The sequence below is a fragment of the Streptomyces sp. NPDC031554 genome, from assembly GCF_055580685.1.
In genome coordinates this window covers 274444-295420 of sequence record NZ_JBVIKX010000009.1, presented here as the reverse complement: position 1 = coordinate 295420, position 20977 = coordinate 274444, and the positions used below count along the sequence as shown (strand labels likewise).

Below are 20977 nucleotides of genomic sequence, written 5' to 3'. Positions count from 1 at the left end.
CCTTCGGTTCCGGTGGTCGGGCCGGGCGGTCGGGCCGAGTGCTCCGGTGTCGCTCAGGCGGCGGCCGGGCGCGGGGGGCCGCGGCGTCCGAGGGAGTGCACGAGGATCCGGTCGCGGCTGGTGGTGAGCGGACGGCGTGCGGGCCGCGGCAGGCGACGGGCGGCCGGGGCGCAGCGGACGGTCACGGCGGCCACGGCCAGCAGCAGCGGCCGGAACGTGGTCGCGGCCGCCGCGCGCAGCAACTGGCCGAGCGCGCGCTCGCCCCGCCGCAGCCAGGCCGCGGCGAGCAGGCCGACGCCGACGTGCGCGCCCAGCAGCAGCCAGGCCGTCGAGGGGTCGGCGTGCGCGAGGAGCCCGCCGACCTGCTCGGGGCCGGCACCGGTCACGCGGGCCAGCGGGGCGCCGACGCCGGTGCCGTCGCCGCACAGGACGTGGAGGCCGACGGAGCGCAGCGGTCCGGTGACCGGGCCGCCCGCCCGGCCGTAGCAGACGTGCTGGCCGGTGGTGAAGACGGTGTCGGCCGCCAGCTCCAGCGGGATCAGCAGGGCGGCGATCCGCCCGAAGCCGCGCTCCCGGCCCGCCAGCGCGTACGCGAGGAGGAACACGGCGACGGCGAGGACGGCCACCGTGTTCAGAGGGAGCGGGACCCGCGACAGCAGCACGTGCGACGCGGTGCTGAGCGTCACGACGAAGGCCGTGAACAGCGCCGCGCGTACGGCTCTGAGGCGGGTCCCGGATATGTCCATAGCGGAGGAGAGTGTGTCACGCGCGCCGGTAAGAGGCCCCTAAAGGGTCGCTGTGAGCGCCCTTTTCGTTATGGAGTTCGTCGTGGGGCCCGTCACAGTCCCGGGATCCGGCCGTTGCGGAACAGGTCGACGAAGATCTGGTGGTCCGCACGCGCGCGTGCGCCGTAGGAGTGCGCGAAGTCGACCAGGACCGGTGCGAAGCCCTCCTCGTCGCCGGCGATCGCCGCGTCGATGGCCCGCTCGGTGGAGAACGGCACCAGCGACTCGCCGGAGGTGTCGTCCGCCGCCGCGTGCATGGTGGCCGTGGCCCGGCCGAGGTCGGCGACGACGCCCGCGATCTCCTCCGGGTCGTCGATGTCGCCCCAGTCCAGGTCCACCGCGTACGGCGAGACCTCGGCGACCAGTTGGCCCGCGCCGTCCAGCTCGGTCCAGCCCAGCCACGGGTCGGCGTGCTGCTGGAGGGCGCGCTGGGAGATCACCGTGCGGTGACCCTCGTGCAGGAAGTAGTCGCGGATCGCGGGGTCGGGGATGTGCCGGGAGACGGCCGGCGTCTGGCCCTGCTTGATGTAGATCACCACATCGTTCTCCAGGGCGTCGCTGTGGCCCTCCAGGAGGATGTTGTACGAGGGCAGGCCCGCCGAGCCGATGCCGATGCCCCGGCGGCCCACGACGTCCTTCACGCGGTAGGAGTCCGGGCGGGCCAGGGAGGTCTCCGGCAGCGTCTCCAGATAGCCGTCGAAGGCGGCGAGGACCTTGTAGCGGGTGGCGGCGTCCAGCTCGATGGAACCGCCGCCCGGCGCGAAGCGGCGCTCGAAGTCGCGGATCTCGGTCATCGAGTCCAGCAGCCCGAACCGGGTCAGGGAACGGGCGACGCGCAGCGCGCCCAGCAGGGGGCCCTCGGCCGTGTCCAGGGTGAAGGGCGGCACCTCGTCCCGCTTGGCGCCCGTCGCCAGGGCGCGGATCCGCTCGCGGTAGGCGCCCGCGTACACCCGCACCAGCTCGGTGATCTGGTCGTCGCTGAACGCCTTCGCGTACCCGATCAGGGCGATCGAGGCGGAGAAGCGCTTCAGGTCCCAGGTGAAGGGGCCCACGTACGCCTCGTCGAAGTCGTTGACGTTGAAGATCAGACGGCCCTGGGAGTCCATGTAGGTGCCGAAGTTCTCCGCGTGCAGGTCGCCGTGGATCCACACGCGCGAGGTGCGCTCGTCCAGGTAGGGCCCGGTGAAGGTGCCGCCGGCGCCGAGCCCGCCGCTCGCCGCGTCCTGGTCGTGGTAGAAGAGGCACGCCGTGCCCCGGTAGAACGCGAACGCCGAGGCCGCCATCTTGCGGAACTTCACGCGGAACGCGGCGGGGTCCGCGGCCAGGAGTTCGCCGAAGGCGGTGTCGAGGACGGCGAGGATCTCCTCGCCGCGAGGCTCTTCGTCGAGCTGCGGAACCGACATCGCGGGGTGCCTCCTGGTGCTCATGCGTACGACAGCGTTTCTGTCGTCTCCAACGGGCGGACGCGTACGAAAGTGCCCACGCCCCCGCTGCGAAGGTACGCGGGGGACCCGCCCGCCCGTCACCCGGTCGCCGCCCTTCGCCGACGTGCTCCGCGCCGCGGTGTCCGCCTCGCCTGTCGGTGCCGAGGCATAGACTTCGATGCTGACCCCGGACCGTCCCCCCGGCCCGTCGTCGATCGTTCACCCGTCGCCCGACCGCCGTCCCGACACGGCGCGTCGCGCCGCAGCGCCCGTCCCCTGGAGGCCATGCCGTGTCGAAGCCGCCGTTCACGCACCTGCACGTCCACACCCAGTACTCGCTGCTGGACGGTGCCGCGCGGCTGAAGGACATGTTCAACGCGTGCAACGAGATGGGCATGACCCACATCGCCATGTCCGACCACGGCAACCTCCACGGGGCGTACGACTTCTTCCACACCGCGAAGAAGGCCGGGGTCACCCCGATCATCGGTATCGAGGCGTACGTCGCCCCCGAGTCGCGCCGCAACAAGCGCAAGATCCAGTGGGGCCAGCCGCACCAGAAGCGCGACGACGTCTCCGGCTCCGGCGGCTACACGCACAAGACCATCTGGGCGGCGAACGCGACCGGCCTGCACAACCTCTTCAAGCTCTCCTCGGACGCGTACGCCGAGGGCTGGCTCCAGAAGTGGCCGCGGATGGACAAGGAGACCATCTCCCAGTGGTCCGAGGGGCTCATCGCCTCCACCGGCTGCCCCTCCGGCGAGCTCCAGACCCGCCTGCGCCTCGGCCAGTACGACGAGGCCCTGAAGGCGGCCTCCGACTACCAGGACATCTTCGGCAAGGACCGCTACTTCCTGGAGCTGATGGACCACGGCATCGAGATCGAGCGCCGGGTCCGCGAGGGCCTGCTGGACATCGGCAAGAAGCTCGGCATCCCGCCGCTGGTCACCAACGACTCGCACTACACCTACGCGCACGAGGCGACCGCCCACGACGCCCTGCTGTGCATCCAGACCGGCAAGAACCTCTCCGACCCCGACCGCTTCCGCTTCGACGGCACCGGCTACTACCTGAAGTCCACCGACGAGATGTACGCCATCGACTCCTCGGACGCCTGGCAGGAGGGCTGCGCCAACACGCTCCTGGTGGCCGAGCAGATCGACACGAGCGGCATGTTCGAGGCGAAGAACCTCATGCCGAAGTTCGACATCCCCGAGGGCTACACGGAGGTCAGCTGGTTCAAGGAGGAGGTCCGCCGCGGCATGGAGCGCCGCTTCCCGGGCGGTGTCCCCGAGGACCGGCAGAAGCAGGTCGAGTACGAGATGGACGTCATCATCCAGATGGGGTTCCCGGGCTACTTCCTCGTCGTCGCCGACTTCATCATGTGGGCCAAGAACAACGGCATCGCGGTCGGCCCCGGCCGAGGCTCCGCGGCCGGCTCGATCGTCGCGTACGCCATGGGCATCACCGACCTCGACCCGATCCCGCACGGCCTGATCTTCGAGCGGTTCCTCAACCCCGAGCGCGTCTCCATGCCGGACGTCGACATCGACTTCGACGAGCGCCGGCGCGTCGAGGTGATCAGGTACGTGACCGAGAAGTACGGCGCCGACAAGGTCGCCATGATCGGCACCTACGGCAAGATCAAGGCCAAGAACGCCATCAAGGACTCCGCGCGCGTACTGGGCTACCCGTACGCGATGGGCGACCGCCTCACCAAGGCGATGCCGGCCGACGTCCTGGGCAAGGGCATCGACCTGAACGGCATCACCGACCCCTCGCACCCCCGCTACAGCGAGGCGGGCGAGATCCGCGCGATGTACGAGAACGAGCCGGACGTGAAGAAGGTCATCGACACCGCCAAGGGCGTCGAGGGCCTGGTCCGGCAGATGGGCGTGCACGCCGCCGGCGTGATCATGTCCAGCGAACCGATCGTCGACCACGCCCCGATCTGGGTGCGGCACACCGACGGCGTGACCATCACCCAGTGGGACTACCCCCAGTGCGAGTCGCTGGGCCTGCTGAAGATGGACTTCCTCGGCCTGCGCAACCTCACGATCATGGACGACGCCATCAAGATGGTGAAGGCCAACAAGGGCATCGACCTGGAGATGCTCGCCCTCCCGCTGGACGACCCCAAGACCTTCGAACTGCTCTGCCGCGGCGACACCCTCGGCGTCTTCCAGTTCGACGGCGGCCCGATGCGCTCGCTGCTCCGCCAGATGCAGCCCGACAACTTCGAGGACATCTCCGCCGTCTCGGCCCTGTACCGGCCCGGTCCGATGGGTATGAACTCGCACATCAACTACGCGGAGCGCAAGAACGGCCGCCAGGAGATCACGCCGATCCACAAGGAGCTGGCGGAGCCCCTCGAGGAGGTCCTGGCCGTCACCTACGGCCTGATCGTCTACCAGGAGCAGGTGCAGAAGGCCGCCCAGATCATCGCCGGGTACTCGCTCGGCGAGGCCGACATCCTCCGCCGCGTGATGGGCAAGAAGAAGCCCGACGAGCTGGCGAAGAACTTCACCATCTTCCAGGCCGGCGCGAAGAAGAACGGCTACAGCGACGAGGCGATCCAGGCCCTGTGGGACGTGCTGGTCCCCTTCGCCGGCTACGCCTTCAACAAGGCCCACTCGGCCGCGTACGGACTGGTCTCGTACTGGACGGCGTACCTGAAGGCCAACTACCCCGCCGAGTACATGGCCGCGCTGCTCACCTCGGTCAAGGACGACAAGGACAAGTCGGCCGTCTACCTCAACGAGTGCCGGCGCATGGGCATCAAGGTGCTCCCGCCCAACGTCAACGAGTCCGAGTCGAACTTCGCCGCCCAGGGCGACGACGTGATCCTCTTCGGCCTCTCCGCCGTGCGCAACGTCGGCACCAACGTCGTCGAGTCGATCATCAAGTCCCGCAAGGCCAAGGGGAAGTACTCCTCCTTCCCCGACTACCTCGACAAGGTCGAGGCGGTGGTCTGCAACAAGCGCACCACGGAATCGCTGATCAAGGCCGGCGCCTTCGACTCCATGGGCCACACCCGCAAGGGCCTCACCGCGCAGTACGAGCCGATGATCGACAACGTGGTCGCGGTCAAGCGCAAGGAGGCCGAGGGCCAGTTCGACCTCTTCGGCGGCATGGGCGAGGAACAGAACGACGAGCCCGGCTTCGGCCTCGACGTCGAGTTCACCACCGACGAGTGGGACAAGACGTACCTGCTCGCGCAGGAGCGCGAGATGCTCGGCCTCTACGTCTCCGACCACCCCCTCTTCGGACTGGAGCACGTGCTGTCCGACAAGGCGGACGCCGGCATCGCCCAGCTCACCGGGGGCGAGCACGCCGACGGCGCGGTCGTGACCATCGGCGGCATCATCTCGGGCCTCCAGCGCAAGATGACCAAGCAGGGCAACGCCTGGGCCATCGCCACCGTCGAGGACCTCGCCGGTTCCATCGAGTGCATGTTCTTCCCCGCGACCTACCAGCTGGTCTCGACCCAACTCGTCGAGGACGCCGTGGTGTTCGTCAAGGGCCGCCTCGACAAGCGGGAGGACGTCCCCCGCCTGGTCGCGATGGAACTCCAGGTGCCGGACCTGTCCAACGCGGGCACCAACGCGCCCGTGATCCTCACCATCCCGGCCGTGAAGGTCACCCCGCCGATGGTCAACCGCCTCGGCGAGATCCTCACCCACCACCGGGGCGACAGCGAGGTCCGCATCAGGCTCCAGGGCCCGACGAAGACGACCGTGCTCCGTCTGGACCGGCACCGGGTCAAGCCCGACCCGGCCCTGTTCGGCGACCTGAAGGTGCTGCTCGGCCCGGCCTGCCTGGCCGGCTGAACCGCGGAACACGCGCAAGGGGCGCACCCGGACCTCCGGGTGCGCCCCTTGCGCGTGTACGAGGGCTCGAGGAGCCGTCACACGGATGCTAGTTGTGGCCGAAGCGCTTGCCGCGTCCCTTGCCACGGGTCAGCTCGCCGGACGTCATCCGCGTCGGGTCCGACTCGTCCTGCGGCTCCAGAGTGGCCTGCGCCGACTGCTGGGCGCGCGCGGACTGCGGCTGCTTGCGGTCACGGTTCTTGTTCTTGGCCATGGAGATCTGCCTCCTGCGGGGGGTCTAGGGGCCAGGGCCGGAATCAGATTCACATAGGCTGACTTGCAGCGCATTTCGGATAATTACCGTGCGTTACAGGGGCCGTCGGCGGGCTCCGCCCCGAAACGCCACGCCGAAGATCGAGTTCCGGCCGTTAACCCCCGTGAGGTCGGGCAGACTCGAAGCAGGCCCGAAGCAAGCCTCCCGGAAAGAGGGTGAGTCGTGTGGACCGCTGCATCGTCCTGGTGGACGCCGGGTATCTGCTGGGGGCCGCCGCCAGTCTCCTCGCCGGAGAACCCTCGCGTTCCCGGATCACCGTCGATCACGCCGCCCTCGTCCAGGGACTGCGCGAACAGGCCGAGTCCGAGACCGAACGGCCCCTGCTGCGCATCTACTGGTTCGACGGCGCCCCCGACCGCGTCCCCCAGCCCGAGCACCGCAGACTGCGGGTGATGCCGCGGGTCACCGTCCGGCTGGGCGCCCTGACCCGCAGCGACGGCCGCTGGGCGCAGAAGGGCGTCGACGCCGCGATGCACGCCGAGCTGACCGAACTGGCCCGCAACCGGGCCTGCTCCGACGTCGTCCTCGTCACCGGCGACGGCGACCTGCTGCCCGGCATGATGGCCGCCAAGGAGCACGGCGTCGCCGTCCACCTGTGGGCCGTCCAGGCCGCCGACGGCGACTACAACCAGTCCGAGGACCTGGTCGCCGAGGCCGACGAGCGGCGCGTCCTGGACCGCACCTGGATCACCAAGGCCGTACGCGCCAAGGACGCCGGCGGGGTCTGCGCGCCGCCGCCCGTGCCGCGTCCCGAGATCGCCGCCATCCTCTCCGCGCCGCTCCCCGAGTCCACCCTGGCGCCCGCCTCCGAGCGGCCCGCGGAGCAGACCGAGCACCCCTCCGCCGACGGCGGCGCCCGCGACAGGATCCCCGCCCCCAAGGGCGTCCCCACCCCCAAGGACCTCGCGGCCCTGCGCACGCCCGGCGACCGGGCCGACCGGCCCCCGGCCACCGCGACCCTGCGCTGGTCCTCCGACAAGGGCTGGGTCGACCGGCCCTCCGCCGCCGAGCCCCCCGAGATCGCGTCGATGCCGACCCTCGCGCAGGTCACCACGGCCGAGCAGCGGTGGGCCGACCGCGAGGAGGACATCACCACCGTCGGCGGCGACCCCTTCGAGGTGGGGCAGGTCTTCGCCCGCCGCTGGACGGGGCGCCTCGGCGACCAGGGCCATCTGCAGAAGCTGTCCGGCATGTACCCGCGCATCCCGCACCGCGTCGACGGCGAACTGCTGCGCTACGCGGCCCGCTTCGGCCTCCTCGCGCACAAGGACGACCAGATCGACGAGCACGACCGTTACGCCATCCGGGCGGGGTTCTGGCGCGAGATCGACGTCCGGACGGCGGCCGAGCACGCGCCCGCGGCGGACTGAGAGCGGACGGGGGCGGACGGGGGCGGACCGAACCGGACACCGCGGACGCCCCCGACGCCGAGCGGAGGCCGCCGACCCCGTAGGCTCGTCCCTTGTGAGTACGCGCGCGGCATCGACCATTCGGCACCGGGACGAGGTCGTGTGTGCCGTGCGCGGACTGACCAAGACCTATCCGGCGGTCCGCGGCCGGCGCGGTGCTCCCGGCACCCCCGAGGTCCGCGCCACCGACGGCGTGCGGCTCGACGTGCGCCGGGGTGAGATCTTCGGCCTGCTCGGGCCCAACGGGGCCGGCAAGACCAGCGTCGTGCGCCAGGTCACCGGGCTGATGCGGCCGGACGGCGGCAGCGTGGAGATCCTCGGCCACGACATCGTGCGCCACCCCGAACGGGCCGCGCGCATCCTCGCCTACCTGGGCCAGGAGTCCACCGCGCTCGACGAACTCACCGTCTCCCTCGCCGCCGAGACCACCGGACGGCTGCGCGGACTCCCCGTGCACGAGGCCCGGCGGGAACGGGACGCCGTGCTCGAGGAGCTGGGCCTCACCCCGATCGCCGGCCGGCCGCTGCGCAAGCTCTCCGGCGGACAGCGACGGCTGGCCTGCTTCGCCACCGCGCTGGTGGGGGAGCGGCCGCTGCTGGTGCTGGACGAGCCCACCACCGGGATGGACCCCGTCGCCCGGCGCGCCGTGTGGTCCGCCGTGGACCGGCGGCGCGCCGAGCGCGGCACCACCGTCCTGCTCGTCACCCACAACGTCATCGAGGCCGAGACCGTCCTCGACCGGGTCGCCGTCCTCGACCGCGGCCGGGTCATCGCCTGCGACACGCCCGCCGGGCTCAAGGAACAGGTCGCCGACGAGGTGCGGGTCGAGCTGGTGTGGCGCGAGCGGGCGCCGCTGGACGTCCCCGAGGTCGCCGCGCTGCGCGAGCGGGTCGTGGAGTCCGGACGCCGCTGGACGCTGCGGCTCCGCCCCGAGGAGGCCCGCACGGTCGTCGCCACCGTCACCGGCGGGGCCGCCTTCGCCGCCCTGGACGACTTCACCCTCGCCACCCCGAGCCTGGAGGACGTCTACCTGGCGCTGGGCGGGGCCGCCCGGCAGGGGTTGGTGAGGGCGTGAGCAGGACCGTCCCCGCGTCCGTATCGAACGGGGCGACCACCGGACCCAAGAGGAGCACCGCGACGTGAGTGTCGTACCCGCAGAGGTTCTGCCGGGCAGCGCCCTGGCCGTGGACGGACAGCCGGCCCGGGAAGCGGCCGAGCTGGCGCCGCGCGCGCGACTGTGGCCGTCGCTCGTGGCCGTGTACCGGGCGCAGCTCTCCCGCGCGCGGGTGGCCCGCATCCCGCTGCTGTTCGTGGCGACCTTCCAGTCGGTCGGCATCCTGATCATGATGCGCGGGGTCGTGGAGGGCGGACGCGAGGCGGAGGCCGTGGTGGCCGGCTCGGCGGTCCTGGTCGTCGCCTTCGTCGCGCTGAACCTGCTGGCGCAGTACTTCGGTCAGCTGCGGTCCACCGGTGGCCTCGACCACTACGCCACGCTCCCGGTGCCGCCCGCGGCCGTCGTGCTGGGCGCCGCGGGCGCGTACGCCTCCTTCACCGTGCCGGGGACGCTGGTGACCGCGGTCTTCGGCGCCGTGCTCTTCGGACTGCCGCTGGCCCACCTGTGGGTCCTGGTGCTCGTCGTCCCGCTGTCCGGCGCCGCGCTGGCCGGGCTCGGCGCGGCCCTCGGCCTGCTCGCCCCGCGCCCCGAGCTGGCCACCGTCCTCGGCCAGCTGGGCATGTCGGCGGCGCTGCTGCTCGGCGTGCTTCCGCCCGACCGGATGCCGGAGGCGGTGCGTCTCGCCCGTGACCTGCTGCCGTCGACGTACGGTGTGGAGGCGCTCGCGCGGACCTTCCGGCCGCACCCCGACTGGGCGTTCGTGCTCGGGGACCTCGCGGTGTGCGCCGTCGTCGGTGTGGTGTCGCTGGCGGTCGCCACCTGGGCGTACCGCAGGGCCGCCGTCCGATGACGCATGGCACGGACGCGCCTGGCACGATGTCAGGGTGACCGCACCGCTGACTCCCCCTCCGCCGCCGCACGAACCGTCCCCGCGCGACGCCCGGCCGTCGCCCGGCGCGCACCCCGGCGCGCGACCCGGTGCGGACGCCCCCTGGGGCGCGGCGCCCCACGACGCCGGACACGGAGACGCCGTACACGGGGACTCCGGACACGGACAGGACGGGCCGGGGATGAAGAAGGAGCTGCGGGAAGCCGCCGTGATCACCGTCGTGGTCGCGCTCGCCGGAGTGGCGCTGGGTCTGCTGTGGCTGTGGCTGGCGCCCCGCGTCCCGCTGGTCGGGGAGGTCGTCGACGACAACTGGGTCGTCTACCTCAAGGACACCGAGGGCGAACAGGCCGTCGGGGTGGACGGGACGTTCGTCCTGCTCGCCGCGGCCTGTGGCGCCGTGAGCGCCGCCGCCGTGTTCGCCTGGCGCCGGCGCGGAGGCGTGCCGCTCGTCGTGGCGCTGGCCCTCGGCGGGCTGCTCGGTTCCCTGCTGGCGTGGCGGCTGGGCGTGTGGCTCGGTCCCGGGCAGGACGTGATCGCGCACGCGCGGGCGGCGGGTGCGGGAGTGACGTTCTCGGCCCCGCTGAAGCTGAGCGCCAAGGGCGCGCTGCTGGCCTGGCCCCTGGCCACCCTCCTGGTGCACCTCGGCCTCACGGCCCTGTTCGGCCCCCGCGACCCCGAGCCCCACGGGCAGGGGGCCCTCCCCAAGGACCCGTATGGGGCCCCGCTGGGGTAGGACGCACGCCGGGCCCCGTACGCGCGCGTACGGGGCCGTGACGTCCGTACGGGGCCCGAGCCGGCGCACGGGATCCGGCGGGCCCGAGCCGGGGCACGGCGTCGTCCGGCGGGCTCGCGCGGCGGTGCGTCGCCGGGGCGGGCCGGACGCGTGGGACGGGGCGTGGTGGGACCGCGGGGTCGGTACGGCATTGCGGCGGTCGTGCCGGGGGCCGGGACCGCGTCGAACCGGCCGCGGTGTCCGCCGTGCCCGTGCCGTTCCCGGCGCGGTGCCTGCCGCTCAGGAGCGGCCCACGGGGGCCAGGACCGCTTCCGTGAGCGCGGCCAGGTCGGCCGGGGCCAGTTCGACCTCCAGGCCCCGGCGGCCCGCCGAGACGCAGACGGTGGCGTGCGCCCGCGCCGAGTCGTCGAGCACCGTGGGGAGCTTCTTGCGCTGGCCCAGCGGGGAGATGCCCCCGCGGACGTACCCGGTGGTGCGTTCGGCGAGGGCCGGGTCCGCCATGGCGGCGCGTTTGCCGCCGACCGCCGCCGCGAGGGCCTTGAGGTCGAGCGAGCCGGCGACCGGGACCACGGCGACCGTCAGGGTGCCGTCCACGTCGGCGACCAGGGTCTTGAAGACCCGGTCGGGGGAGACGCCCATGGCCTCCGCGGCCTCCTCGCCGTAGGACGGGTGGGCCGGGTCGTGGTCGTAGGCGTGGACCGTGAACTCCACGCCCGCCGACGTCAGGGCGACGGTCGCGGGCGTGCCGCCGGACTGCTGCTGCTTCTTCGGCTTCTTCGCCATCAGGGCCTTCCCGTGGGTCAGTTCAGACTCGTCGGCCCGCGGGTCAGATCCGCCGCGGGCAACGAGGGCAGACTACGGAGGATGGCCGTCTCCGCGCGCAGGAGCCCCAGCTCGTCGCGCAGCCGGGAGGCGGTGTCCGGGGCCTGGAGCAGCCGCTGCTTGGCGGGCGTGTCGAGCATCATCGCGGCCGCGACCAGGTACGACACCACGGACGGATCGTCCGGCAGGTCCGCCCCGGTGGACAGCGAACGCTCCCGCGCCCCCGCCAGCCGCTTCTGGTACTGGCGGAAGGCCCGCAGCACGCCCTCCGCGAGCGCGCCCGCCTCGTCGCCCGGCTCCTCCGCCAGCTCCTCCAGCTCGGCCACCAGGTAGGGGCCCGAGGCGTCCACCGACACCAGGCGCACCCGGGTCGTCCCGGTGGCCAGCACCTCGAAGGTGCCGTCGGCGCGCTCCCGGACCGTCGCCGCGTCGGCGACGCACCCGACGGAGTGGAACGCCTTGACCGGGTCGTCGCCGAACCCGGCGGCGGGACCGCGTTCGGGCAGCGCCGTCGGGTCCGGCATGCCCGGGGCGGCCGGTGCCACCTCGTGGCCGTCGCGGACGGCGACGACGGCGAACCTGCGCGCCTCCTCCTCGGGAGTCTTCAGCAGGTCGCGCATCAGGGCGCGATAGCGCTCCTCGAACACGTTGAGCGGCAGCACCAGTCCGGGGAAGAGGACGGTGTTCAGCGGGAAGAGCGGCAGCCGGACGGTGGTCACGGCGCAGAAGCCTAGTGGCCCGTGGGGTACGCGTGTTCCCCGAGCCCGTTGCGCGGACGGTCGGAAGGCTCCTCGGGGGGTTGCGCGCACAGGCTCTCGCGCACCGCCAGGAAGTGTCCCAGCGGGTCGTCGGACAGCCGGCCCCACGGGAACGACGTGGCGTACGGGCCCACCAGACGCAGTTGGGCGAGGGCGTCCGCACGGCGGCCGAGCCGGACCAGGACGTACGTCAGGAGGTTGCGGATCTCGGCCGTCCACGGGTCCGGTCCCGGGAAACGGGCGGAGAGCGCGATCGCCCGGTCGGCGGCCGCGTCGAGGCGTTCGCGGGGCACCTCGGGCCCGCAGCCGTCGGTCAGGTACGCGAAGGCGGCCCGTACCGGCAGCGCCTGCACGAGCGAGCCGGCCGGGGCGTCCTGCGCGGCCCGGTCGGCGAAGTCGAAGCACTCGCGGTGGGAGCCGTGCCAGGACTCGGCCAGATAGCGTTTGGCGGCCACGTGACAGCCGTAGTGGTGCGGGGCGCGGCGGACGGCGGCCGCCCACAGCTCCTCGAAGTACTTGTGCCCGGCGTTCGATCCGCGCGCGTGGTCCAGGGCGATCCGCCACGGAACCGGGTCGCGGTGGTCGCCCTGCGCGGCGGCCGTGATCAGCGGGCTCACCTCGCGCAGCAGCTCGGCGCGGGCGGGCGAACCCCAGGCCCGCTCCACCGCGAGCTGGGCGGCCACCAGCAGGACGTCGGGGTCGTGCGGGGCGGCGGCCCGCCAGTCCTCGAACCACTCCGGGCGGGAGTGCGCGAAGGACGCGAGACGGGTGACGTACCGGTCGCGGTACTCCCACTCGGCCCGCTCCCTGGTGCCGGCCAGCAGCGCGGCGGCCGTCGCGTACGCGCCCCGCCCGGCCGCGACCAGCGCGGGGCCCAGGCGGTCGTCGGGCACGTCGAGGAGCACCTCGTCGTCGGCCGGGAGTCCGGCCGCGGGGTGGGGGGCGGCGGCGGTCCGCGCGCGCCGGGACGCGGACGTCCGGGAGGCGCGGATGAAGGGGGGCAGCAGAGCCATGGTTTTGCCATTGAAAAGCGTTCGGTCGGCTGCGCGCCAGGGGGCGGCGCGAACCTCCGGAAAGTTGTACGCCACCGGGTCAAGGCCGGGTAAAAGGTGGACGTTCCCCGCCCGGAGGACGGCTTCCGGGCACTCCGGCCGCACCGGTCCCCCCCGGTCCCTCCGACCGCCGGAACCGCACCGGTCCCTCAGACCTCTCAGGCCTCTCAAGTCCCTCCGGCCGCCGCGACGGCACCGACGGCACCGGCCGCACCGCCCACCGTCAGCCGCGCCGCAGCGCCCGGGTGACGCCCGCCGCGACTGTCGTGGCCAGCACCCAGCCCAGCAGGATCATCGCCGTCTGCACCCACTGCCAGCCGCCGTACAGCCGCCACTGGCCCGCCTGGCCCAGGTCGATCACGGGCAGCAGCAGGTCGAGGGCGAACAGCGCCGGGCTCCACGGCGGGTGCCCGTCGCGGCTGACCGGCGGATGGTCGGCGTGCGCGAACGCCAGGGAGCTCGCCGCCCACAGCACCGCCATCCACACGGCCGCCCGGCCCGGCCGGTAGCCGTAGGCCACCGTCCAGTCCTGGGCGTACCCCCAGAGCTTCGCGGCCGGCGGCAGCGTCTCGCGGCGCCTGCGCTGCTTGGCGAGCAGCACCTCGCGGGCGTCCTCGTCCTCCCCGCCGGCCCGCAGCACCGACGCCAGCCGCTCGTAGGGCTCCGGGTTGTACTCGGCGGTCGCCGCGGCCACCCAGCCCAGGCGCTCGTCCAGCGGGAACGGCCCCTGCGGCACCAGGTTCTCGTACGCGAAACCGCCCATGTGCAGGCTGCCGGGCCCCGGCCAAGCAGCCGCGCGGTCCACCAGGTTGACCACCCGCGCCCCCGACAGCACCACCTTGCCGCGCTGCGGCCTCTCCCCGAGGAAACGCAGCTCGGGCGTCTGCACCCGGCGCAGCGACAGCTCCTGGTCGTCGGCGAGGACGAACCGGGCCTGCTCCAGGTCGACCGCGTCCCCGAACCGCCCGTCGTCCAGGCGCATCCCGCCGCGGCACTCGAAGCGCTGGACGCGGGTCCCGCGCGCGGGGGTGGTGCCGCTCAGCGCGTGGCCGCCGAGGCCGGCCGGGGTCAGGTAGAGGGAACGCTCGACGGTGAGCTGGGGCGCGTTCAGCGCGAACCGGGTGTACGGATTGGTCAGCCGCGCCCCGCGCAGGCTCAGCGAGACCCCGATCTTGGCGCTGCGCAGCCGCAGCTCGCCGTGCGACTCCAGCATCTCGGCCTGGAGGTCCTGGCCGACGCTCAGGCCGTCGGCGGCGATCGAGCGGCCGGTGCGGTCGCGGTAGACGATCGCCATGTTGAGCATCAGGTCGGTGCCGATCTGCGCGTCGGTGAGCCGCACGCCGTTGTGGAAGCGGCAGCGGGGCAGGTGCAGATCCCCCTCCGTCTGGAGCCGGGCGGCCTCCAGCCGCGGCACCGAGCAGTCCACCATCCGCAGCGTCGTCACCCGCGCCTCGGGCAGCAGCACGTCCCGCTCGAAGCGGCAGCGCTTCATCTCGACGTACGGCTCCACGGTGCCGCCCGCCAGGTCGAGGGTGTCGCTGATCTGCACGCCGACCAGCTTGAGCGAGGACACCCGGCCGGTGAGGGCGGGCGGCCCGTCCAGCAGCAGCCAGGCCACGATCCGCGCCCGCACCGTGCGGGACTCGCCCCAGGGGTGCCCGCCGTGCGGGTCGTCGACGACGGCGTCGCCGCTGCTGAGGTCGTACACGCTGCCGTTGCGGAAGGCCTGCCACATGCCGGCCTCGGCAGCGGTCAGGTCGTCCGGCAGGTCCCCGGTCCGCACACCGGCCCCGTCCGTCACGCGGCTTCGGTCCCGTCCGTCACGATGCCTCGGTCCCTTCGCTCTCGCACACGTTTCGCACAACCGTTCATGCCCGGTGGGTGACGTCCCGAACGCTAACCGTGAGGGGGATCTTCCGTTTCCGGCCACGTTCTGTATCAGCCATTGATACGCGCGGACGGTCCCCGATCCCGGTCTGAGAGAATTGACCGCGTGATCTCCCGAATCGATCTGCGCGGCGACGCCCTCCCCGAGGGACCCGCCCTGCGCGACCTGCTGCCCCGAGCCGACTTCGACGTCTCGGCCGCCCTGGAGAAGGTGCGTCCGATCTGCGAGGCCGTGCACCATCGTGGCGACGCGGCACTGATCGACTTCGCCGAGAAGTTCGACGGCGTCCGGCTCGAGCAGGTCCGGGTCCCGGCCGAGGCGCTCACCCGCGCCCTCGCGGAGCTCGACCCCGCCGTGCGCGCGGCCTTGGAGGAGTCCGTCCGCCGCGCCCGCGCCGTCCACCGCGAGCAGCGCCGCACGGACCACACGACGCAGGTCGTGCCCGGCGGCTCGGTGACCGAGAAGTGGGTCCCCGTCGACCGCGTCGGGCTGTACGCGCCCGGCGGCCGGTCGGTCTACCCGTCCTCCGTGATCATGAACGTGGTCCCGGCCCAGGAGGCCGGCGTCGAGTCGATCGCCCTCGCCTCCCCGGCCCAGGCCGACTTCGGCGGGCTGCCGCACCCGACGATCCTCGCCGCCTGCGCGCTGCTCGGCGTCGACGAGGTCTACGCGGCCGGCGGCGCCACCGCCGTCGCGATGTTCGCCTACGGCACCGAGTCCTGCCCGCCCGCCAACATGGTCACCGGCCCCGGCAACATCTGGGTCGCCGCCGCCAAGCGCTACTTCACCGGCAGGATCGGCATCGACGCCGAGGCCGGCCCGACCGAGATCGCCGTCCTGGCCGACGCCACCGCCGACCCCGCCCACGTCGCCGCCGACCTGATCAGCCAGGCCGAGCACGACCCGCTGGCCGCCGCCGTCCTGGTCACCGACTCCGCCGAGCTGGCGGACGCGGTCGAGCGCGAGCTGGAGCCGCAGATCGCGGCCACCCGGCACGTCGACGACCGGATCGTCCCGGCCCTCAAGGGCCGGCAGTCCGCGATCGTCCTGGTCGACGGCATCGACGAGGGCCTGCGGGTGGTCGACGCCTACGGCGCCGAACACCTGGAGATCCAGACGGCCGACGCCGCCGCGGTCGCCGACCGGGTGCGCAACGCGGGCGCGATCTTCGTCGGACCCTGGGCGCCCGTGTCGCTCGGCGACTACGCGGCCGGGTCCAACCACGTCCTGCCCACCGGCGGCTGCGCCTGCCACTCCTCCGGCCTGTCCGTGCAGTCCTTCCTGCGCGGCATCCACATCGTCGACTACACCCGGGACGCGCTGGCCGACGTCGCGCACCACGTGGTCACGCTGGCGGAGGCGGAGGACCTGCCCGCGCACGGCGCGGCGATCAAGGCACGGTTCGACTGGAAGGTACCCGAGGGCAAGTGACCGGAATGGAAGACCTCCCCGTACGGGACGAGCTGCGCGGCAAGTCCCCCTACGGCGCGCCCCAGCTGGACGTGCCGGTACGGCTGAACACCAACGAGAACCCCTACCCGCTGCCCGAGGCGCTCGTCGAGCGGATCACCGAGCGCGTCCGCGCGGCCGCCCGCGACCTCAACCGCTACCCCGACCGGGACGCCGTCGAGCTGCGCACCCGGCTCGCCGCGTACCTGACGGACACCTGCGGGTACGAGGTCGGACCGGCGAACGTCTGGGCCGCCAACGGCTCCAACGAGGTCATCCAGCAGCTGCTCCAGACCTTCGGCGGACCGGGCCGCACCGCGATCGGTTTCGAGCCGTCGTACTCGATGCACGGCCTCATCGCGCGCGGCACCGGCACCGGCTGGATCTCCGGGCCGCGCAACGAGGACTTCACCATCGACCTCGAGGCCGCCGAGAAGGCCGTCGCGGAGAACCGGCCCGACGTCGTCTTCGTCACCACCCCCAACAACCCCACCGGCACCGCCGTCCCGGCCGCGACCGTCCGCGCGCTGTACGAGGCCGCGCAGGCCGCCAAGCCGTCCATGGTGATCGTGGACGAGGCCTACGTCGAGTTCAGCCACGGCGACTCGCTGCTGCCGCTGCTCGAAGGTCGGCCGAATCTCGTCGTCTCGCGGACGATGTCGAAGGCCTTCGGCGCGGCCGGCCTGCGCCTGGGCTACCTCGCCGCCCACCCGGCCGTCGTGGACGCCGTCCAGCTGGTCCGGCTGCCGTACCACCTGTCGGCCGTCACCCAGGCGACCGCCCTGGCCGCCCTGGAGCACACCGGCACGCTGCTGAAGTACGTCGAGCGGCTCAAGGCGGAGCGGGACCGGCTGGTGGCCGAACTGCTGGCGCTCGGCTACGAGGTGACCGCCTCCGACGCCAACTTCGTGCAGTTCGGCCGCTTCGAGGACGCGCACGCGATGTGGCGGAGGATCCTCGACCGGGGCGTCCTGGTCCGCGACAACGGCGTACCGGGATGGCTGCGGGTCACCGCCGGGACCCCCGAAGAGAACGACGCGTTCCTCGACGCGGTCCGTGAGATCAAGAAGGAGCAGGGATCATGAGCCGTGTCGGACGCGTGGAGCGCACGACCAAGGAGACGTCCGTCCTGGTCGAGATCGACCTCGACGGCACCGGCAAGGTCGATGTGGCGACCGGCGTCGGCTTCTACGACCACATGCTCGACCAGCTCGGCCGGCACGGTCTGTTCGACCTGACCGTGAAGACCGACGGCGACCTGCACATCGACTCCCACCACACCATCGAGGACACCGCCCTCGCGCTCGGCGCCGCCTTCCGGCAGGCGCTCGGCGACAAGGTGGGCATCTACCGCTTCGGCAACTGCACGGTCCCGCTGGACGAGTCCCTCGCCCAGGTGACCGTCGACCTGTCCGGCCGCCCGTACCTCGTGCACACCGAGCCCGAGAACATGGCGCCGATGATCGGCGAGTACGACACCACGATGACCCGGCACATCCTGGAGTCCTTCGTCGCCCAGGCCCAGGTCGCCCTGCACGTGCACGTGCCCTACGGACGCAACGCGCACCACATCGTGGAGTGCCAGTTCAAGGCGCTGGCCCGGGCCCTGCGCTACGCCTCCGAACGCGACCCGCGCGCGGCCGGCATCCTCCCCTCCACGAAGGGCGCGCTGTGACCGGCCTGTCGACCGTCCTGATCGTCGTCGGCCTCTTCCTGGCCGGCGGCATCTACTCCTTCGTCAAGCAGGACATGCCGAGGAGCCTGATCGTGCTGCTCTCCATCGGCGCCGCGATGTGTCTGGTCGCGGGAGTGATGAGGCTGGAGGTGTGGAATTGACCGCCGCATCCAAGAAGGTCGTCGTCTTCGACTACGGCTTCGGCAACGTCCGCTCCGCCGAGCGCGCCCTCGCACGCACCGGGGCCGACGTCGAGATCACGCGTGACTTCGACACGGCGATGAACGCCGACGGGCTGCTGGTGCCGGGCGTCGGCGCCTTCGCCGCCTGCATGAAGGGCCTGCGGGACGCCCGCGGGGACTGGATCATCGGCCGCCGGCTGTCCGGCGGCCGCCCGGTGATGGGCATCTGCGTCGGCATGCAGATCCTGTTCGCCCGCGGCATCGAGCACGGAGTGGAGACCGAGGGCCTCGACGAGTGGCCCGGCGCGGTCGAGCCGCTGCAGGCGGAGATCGTGCCCCACATGGGCTGGAACACCGTGGACGCCCCGGCCGGCTCCGAGCTGTTCGCCGGCCTGGACGCGGACGCGCGCTTCTACTTCGTGCACTCCTACGCCGTCCAGGACTGGTCCTTCGACGAGCACAACCCCACCATGCGGGCGCCCAGGGTGACCTGGTCGACGCACGGCAAGCCGTTCGTGGCAGCCGTGGAGAACGGCCCGCTGTGGGCCACCCAGTTCCACCCCGAGAAGTCCGGCGACGCCGGAGCCCAGCTCCTCACCAACTGGATCGGAACCCTGTGAGCAAGCTCGAACTCCTCCCCGCCGTCGACGTCCGCGACGGCCAGGCCGTCCGGCTCGTGCACGGCGAGTCGGGGACGGAAACTTCTTACGGTTCGCCCCTGGAGGCCGCCCTCGCCTGGCAGCGCTCGGGCGCCGAGTGGCTGCACCTGGTCGACCTGGACGCCGCGTTCGGCACCGGCGACAACCGCGCGCTGATCGCCGAGGTCGCGGGCGCCATGGACATCAAGGTGGAGCTGTCCGGCGGCATCCGCGACGACGACACCCTCGCCGCCGCCCTCGCCACCGGCTGCACCCGCGTCAACCTGGGCACGGCCGCCCTGGAGACCCCCGAGTGGGTCGCCGAGGTCATCGCCGAGCACGGCGACAAGATCGCCGTCGGTCTCGACGTCCGCGGCACCACGCTGCGCGGCCGCGGCTGGACCCGTGACGGCGGCGACCTCTACGAGACGCTGGCCCGCCTGGACAAGGAGGGCTGCGCGCGGTACGTCGTCACCGACATCGCCAAGGACGGCACCCTCCAGGGACCCAACCTGGAGCTGCTGAGGAACGTCTGCGCGGCGACCGACCGCCCGGTCGTGGCCTCCGGCGGCGTGTCCTCCCTCGACGACCTGCGGGCCATCGCCGAGCTGGTGCCCCTCGGTGTCGAGGGCTCCATCGTCGGGAAGGCCCTGTACGCGAAGGCGTTCACCCTGGAAGAGGCCCTGGAGGCCGTGTCGTCATGACGTCCGAACCCGTACGGCGCGTGCAGAGCGGAAATCCCTGGGAAGACACTCTCGGCTTCGCACGCGCGGTGGCGGCGGGCGACATGGTGCTGGTGGCGGGCACCACGGCCTTCAAAGGCCGGGTGCTGTACGGGGAGGGCGACCCGTACGAGCAGGCCAGGGTGGCCTTCGCCGGCGCCCTCGAAGCGATCGCCGAGTTCGGGCTGGGACCCGAGTCGGTGGTCAGGACCCGGATGCACCTGGCGCATCCACGGGACGTCGACGCGGTGGGCCGGGCCCACAAGGAGCTGTTCGACGCCGTGCGCCCGGCCGCGACCCTGCTGGTCGTGGAGGGTTTCATCGACCCGCGCGTCCTGGTCTCAGTGGAACTCGAAGCATTCAGAGGAGCCGTGAAGTCATGACCCTGGCGGTCCGAGTCATCCCCTGCCTGGACGTGGACGGCGGCCGGGTCGTCAAGGGCGTCAACTTCCAGAACCTGCGCGACGCGGGCGACCCCGTCGAGATGGCCAAGGTGTACGACGCCGAAGGCGCCGACGAACTGACGTTCCTGGACATCACCGCCTCCTCGGGCGATCGCGAGACCACCTACGACGTGGTCCGGCGCACGGCCGAGCAGGTCTTCATCCCGCTCACCGTCGGCGGCGGGGTGCGCACCCCCGAGGACGTCGACAAGCTGCTGCGGGCCGGCGCCGACAAGGTCGGCGTCAACACGGCGGCGATCGCCCGCCCGGAGCTGATCGAGGAGATCGCCGAGCGCTTCGGCAGCCAGGTCCTGGTGCTCTCCGTGGACGCCCGCCGCACCGCGTCGGGCTCCTTCGAGGTCACCACCCACGGCGGCCGCCGCGGCACCGGCATCGACGCCGTCGAATGGGCCCACCGCGCCGCCGAACTGGGCGCCGGCGAGATCCTGCTCAACTCGATGGACGCCGACGGCACCAAGGACGGCTACGACCTGGAGATGATCGCCGCCGTCCGCAAGCACGTCTCGGTCCCGGTCATCGCCTCCGGCGGCGCCGGGAAGCTCTCCGACTTCTCCCCGGCCGTCGGGGCGGGCGCGGACGCGGTCCTGGCCGCCTCCGTCTTCCACTTCGGCGACCTGCGCATCGGCGAGGTCAAGCAGGCACTGCGAGCGGCGGGCCACCCGGTCCGCTGAGGCGTCCCGGGGGGGGGGGGGGGGGGGGGGGCGCGGGGGGGGCGGGGGCGCGCGCGCCCCCCCCCCCGGCCCGCCGCCCCGGCGCCCCCTGTGCACCCGCTGTCCCAGCGGCGGGCGCCCGCGCCGGCGCCCCCCGCCCCCGCCCCCCCCCCGGCGGGG

At 72.7% G+C, this 20977-nt stretch carries 20 protein-coding genes; 13 read left to right on the top strand and 7 right to left on the bottom strand.

Annotated elements, in window-relative coordinates; genetic code table 11:
* Window positions 1–53: 53 nt before the first annotated feature.
* Window positions 54–746: a hypothetical protein gene (locus ACZ5FU_RS24125; RefSeq protein ID WP_451530059.1), complete on the bottom strand. Its 693-nt coding sequence runs from the start codon at window positions 744–746 to the stop codon at window positions 54–56.
* Between the two features lie 92 nt (window positions 747–838).
* Window positions 839–2188, bottom strand: a complete 1350-nt coding sequence (locus ACZ5FU_RS24120) for a DUF2252 domain-containing protein (RefSeq protein ID WP_451530093.1) — start codon at window positions 2186–2188, stop codon at window positions 839–841.
* 311 nt (window positions 2189–2499) lie between these two features.
* Here ACZ5FU_RS24120 and dnaE point away from each other — a divergent pair, with 311 nt between their 5' ends.
* A complete protein-coding gene (dnaE, locus tag ACZ5FU_RS24115) occupies window positions 2500–6039 on the top strand; it encodes a DNA polymerase III subunit alpha (RefSeq protein WP_451530058.1) in 3540 nt (1179 codons plus the stop codon).
* An 88-nt stretch (window positions 6040–6127) separates the two neighbouring features.
* Here the strand turns inward: dnaE and ACZ5FU_RS24110 are convergent, their stop codons facing one another.
* Window positions 6128–6292 carry a hypothetical protein gene (locus ACZ5FU_RS24110; RefSeq protein WP_451530057.1) on the bottom strand — a complete coding sequence of 55 codons (165 nt, stop codon included), beginning with the start codon at window positions 6290–6292 and terminating at the stop codon, window positions 6128–6130.
* 224 nt (window positions 6293–6516) lie between these two features.
* On the opposite strand from ACZ5FU_RS24110, the gene ACZ5FU_RS24105 reads away from it, so the two are divergent.
* The 4 genes from ACZ5FU_RS24105 to ACZ5FU_RS24090 all read left to right on the top strand — a co-directional run bounded on the left by ACZ5FU_RS24105 (window position 6517) and on the right by ACZ5FU_RS24090 (window position 10497).
* Window positions 6517–7722, top strand: coding sequence for an NYN domain-containing protein (locus tag ACZ5FU_RS24105; protein ID WP_451530056.1), 1206 nt, complete (start codon window positions 6517–6519; stop codon window positions 7720–7722).
* A gap of 139 nt (window positions 7723–7861) precedes the next feature.
* Window positions 7862–8836, top strand: a complete 975-nt coding sequence (locus ACZ5FU_RS24100; RefSeq protein ID WP_451530092.1) for an ABC transporter ATP-binding protein — start codon at window positions 7862–7864, stop codon at window positions 8834–8836.
* Between the two features lie 64 nt (window positions 8837–8900).
* Complete coding sequence (locus tag ACZ5FU_RS24095) at window positions 8901–9725, top strand: ABC transporter permease (protein WP_451530055.1); 825 nt, start codon at window positions 8901–8903, stop codon at window positions 9723–9725.
* A gap of 34 nt (window positions 9726–9759) precedes the next feature.
* Window positions 9760–10497: a hypothetical protein gene (locus ACZ5FU_RS24090; RefSeq protein ID WP_469046569.1), complete on the top strand. Its 738-nt coding sequence runs from the start codon at window positions 9760–9762 to the stop codon at window positions 10495–10497.
* A gap of 279 nt (window positions 10498–10776) precedes the next feature.
* Here the strand turns inward: ACZ5FU_RS24090 and ybaK are convergent, their stop codons facing one another.
* The 4 genes from ybaK to ACZ5FU_RS24070 form a co-directional block, all read right to left on the bottom strand.
* Complete coding sequence (gene ybaK, locus ACZ5FU_RS24085) at window positions 10777–11280, bottom strand: Cys-tRNA(Pro) deacylase (protein ID WP_451530053.1); 504 nt, start codon at window positions 11278–11280, stop codon at window positions 10777–10779.
* A gap of 17 nt (window positions 11281–11297) precedes the next feature.
* Window positions 11298–12038: an LON peptidase substrate-binding domain-containing protein gene (locus tag ACZ5FU_RS24080; protein ID WP_451530052.1), complete on the bottom strand. Its 741-nt coding sequence runs from the start codon at window positions 12036–12038 to the stop codon at window positions 11298–11300.
* A gap of 11 nt (window positions 12039–12049) precedes the next feature.
* Window positions 12050–13090, bottom strand: a complete 1041-nt coding sequence (locus tag ACZ5FU_RS24075; protein ID WP_451777225.1) for a hypothetical protein — start codon at window positions 13088–13090, stop codon at window positions 12050–12052.
* 262 nt (window positions 13091–13352) lie between these two features.
* Window positions 13353–14930, bottom strand: coding sequence for an oxidoreductase (locus tag ACZ5FU_RS24070; protein WP_451530050.1), 1578 nt, complete (start codon window positions 14928–14930; stop codon window positions 13353–13355).
* Between the two features lie 192 nt (window positions 14931–15122).
* Here ACZ5FU_RS24070 and hisD point away from each other — a divergent pair, with 192 nt between their 5' ends.
* Genes hisD through hisF form a run of 8 tightly spaced genes read left to right on the top strand, consistent with a single transcriptional unit; the run spans window position 15123 to window position 20818 of the window.
* Window positions 15123–16448, top strand: coding sequence for a histidinol dehydrogenase (hisD, locus tag ACZ5FU_RS24065; protein WP_451530049.1), 1326 nt, complete (start codon window positions 15123–15125; stop codon window positions 16446–16448).
* Window positions 16449–16453: 5 nt separating this feature from the next.
* Complete coding sequence (locus ACZ5FU_RS24060) at window positions 16454–17551, top strand: histidinol-phosphate transaminase (RefSeq protein WP_451530091.1); 1098 nt, start codon at window positions 16454–16456, stop codon at window positions 17549–17551.
* Window positions 17548–18141 carry an imidazoleglycerol-phosphate dehydratase HisB gene (gene hisB / locus ACZ5FU_RS24055; protein ID WP_451530048.1) on the top strand — a complete coding sequence of 198 codons (594 nt, stop codon included), beginning with the start codon at window positions 17548–17550 and terminating at the stop codon, window positions 18139–18141. Before ACZ5FU_RS24060 ends, hisB begins: the two co-directional genes overlap by 4 nt.
* Window positions 18138–18302: a hypothetical protein gene (locus tag ACZ5FU_RS24050; protein WP_451530047.1), complete on the top strand. Its 165-nt coding sequence runs from the start codon at window positions 18138–18140 to the stop codon at window positions 18300–18302. Before hisB ends, ACZ5FU_RS24050 begins: the two co-directional genes overlap by 4 nt.
* Window positions 18293–18943 (top strand): imidazole glycerol phosphate synthase subunit HisH, encoded by a 651-nt coding sequence (gene hisH, locus ACZ5FU_RS24045; RefSeq protein WP_451530046.1) that lies wholly within the window; start codon window positions 18293–18295, stop codon window positions 18941–18943. The genes ACZ5FU_RS24050 and hisH overlap by 10 nt, the downstream gene beginning before the upstream one ends.
* On the top strand, window positions 18940–19665 hold the full coding sequence (gene priA / locus ACZ5FU_RS24040) for a bifunctional 1-(5-phosphoribosyl)-5-((5-phosphoribosylamino)methylideneamino)imidazole-4-carboxamide isomerase/phosphoribosylanthranilate isomerase PriA (RefSeq protein WP_451530045.1): 726 nt from the start codon (window positions 18940–18942) through the stop codon (window positions 19663–19665). Before hisH ends, priA begins: the two co-directional genes overlap by 4 nt.
* Window positions 19662–20066 (top strand): RidA family protein, encoded by a 405-nt coding sequence (locus ACZ5FU_RS24035; RefSeq protein ID WP_451530044.1) that lies wholly within the window; start codon window positions 19662–19664, stop codon window positions 20064–20066. The genes priA and ACZ5FU_RS24035 overlap by 4 nt, the downstream gene beginning before the upstream one ends.
* Window positions 20063–20818, top strand: coding sequence for an imidazole glycerol phosphate synthase subunit HisF (hisF, locus tag ACZ5FU_RS24030; protein ID WP_451777217.1), 756 nt, complete (start codon window positions 20063–20065; stop codon window positions 20816–20818). Before ACZ5FU_RS24035 ends, hisF begins: the two co-directional genes overlap by 4 nt.
* The last annotated feature ends 159 nt before the right edge of the window (window positions 20819–20977 follow it).